Genomic DNA, 988 nt, shown 5'->3' on the forward strand with positions numbered 1-988 from the left:
GTGGCAACTTAACGCCATCCCAGTGGTTAACATTACGGATGCTGCCAGCGATGCAGCGAACGTGAAAGATTCAATTAAGTAAGGTTTCGTATGTTGTCTTTGATTGAACAAATTCGTACTGGCTCGCTTTGGGACTTCCCAGGCGGTGTGCATCCGGCAGAAAACAAAAAACAATCCAATAAAGCCGACTTAGTGCGAGCATCCATTCCCGCTGAAATCATTCTTCCGCTGAAACAGCACATTGGTAAAGCGGGTAACTTGTTGGTCTCTGTTGGTGAGCACGTTTTAAAAGGGCAAGCTTTAACCCAATCAGAAACTGGGTTTACAGTACCCGTACATGCGCCAACTTCTGGCACTATCACTGCCATCGAGCCTCGAACGGTGGCTCACCCTTCTGGTTTGAGCGAATTGTGCGCCGTCATCACTCCTGACGGCCAAGATACTTGGTGTGAAAAGTCACCTATCGCTGACTACACTCAAGAATCCGCCGATGCACTCATCGACATTATTCGCCTTGCTGGCATTTCAGGGATGGGTGGTGCTGGCTTCCCTACCGCGAAAAAGATCCAATCAGGCATTGCTCGTACAGAAATCCTGATTGTAAATGCAGCAGAATGTGAACCGTACATCACGGCCGATGACAAACTGATGCAGGAGCATGCCGAAGAGCTTATCCAGGGTATCGAAATCGTCGAACACATCCTTAAGCCAAAACTGACGATCATTGGTATCGAAGATAACAAACCAGATGCCATTAAAGCGTTGGAAAGTGCCGCGCTGAACAAGGACATTGTTATTCGAGTAATCCCGACGAAATACCCATCGGGCGGTGAAAAGCAGCTGATAAAGATTCTGACCAACAAGGAAGTTCCTAGCGGCTCTATCCCTGCAGATATTGGCATCTTGGTTCAAAACGTCGGTTCTTTATACTCAATTAAGCGCGCTATCATCGATGGCGAGCCAATGATCGAACGTGTCGTTACGTTAA

At 47.7% G+C, this 988-nt stretch carries 1 protein-coding gene and 1 pseudogene; both read left to right on the forward strand.

The window, feature by feature from the left end:
• Positions 1 to 82, forward strand: a pseudogene (locus tag R8N49_RS25355) (electron transport complex subunit RsxB); the annotation flags it as partial.
• Between the two features lie 8 nt (positions 83 to 90).
• Positions 91 to 988: electron transport complex subunit RsxC (gene rsxC / locus R8N49_RS25360; protein WP_318190241.1), on the forward strand; the 898-nt coding region annotated here is incomplete at its 3' end.

The organism is Vibrio sp. 1978, assembly GCF_033344345.1.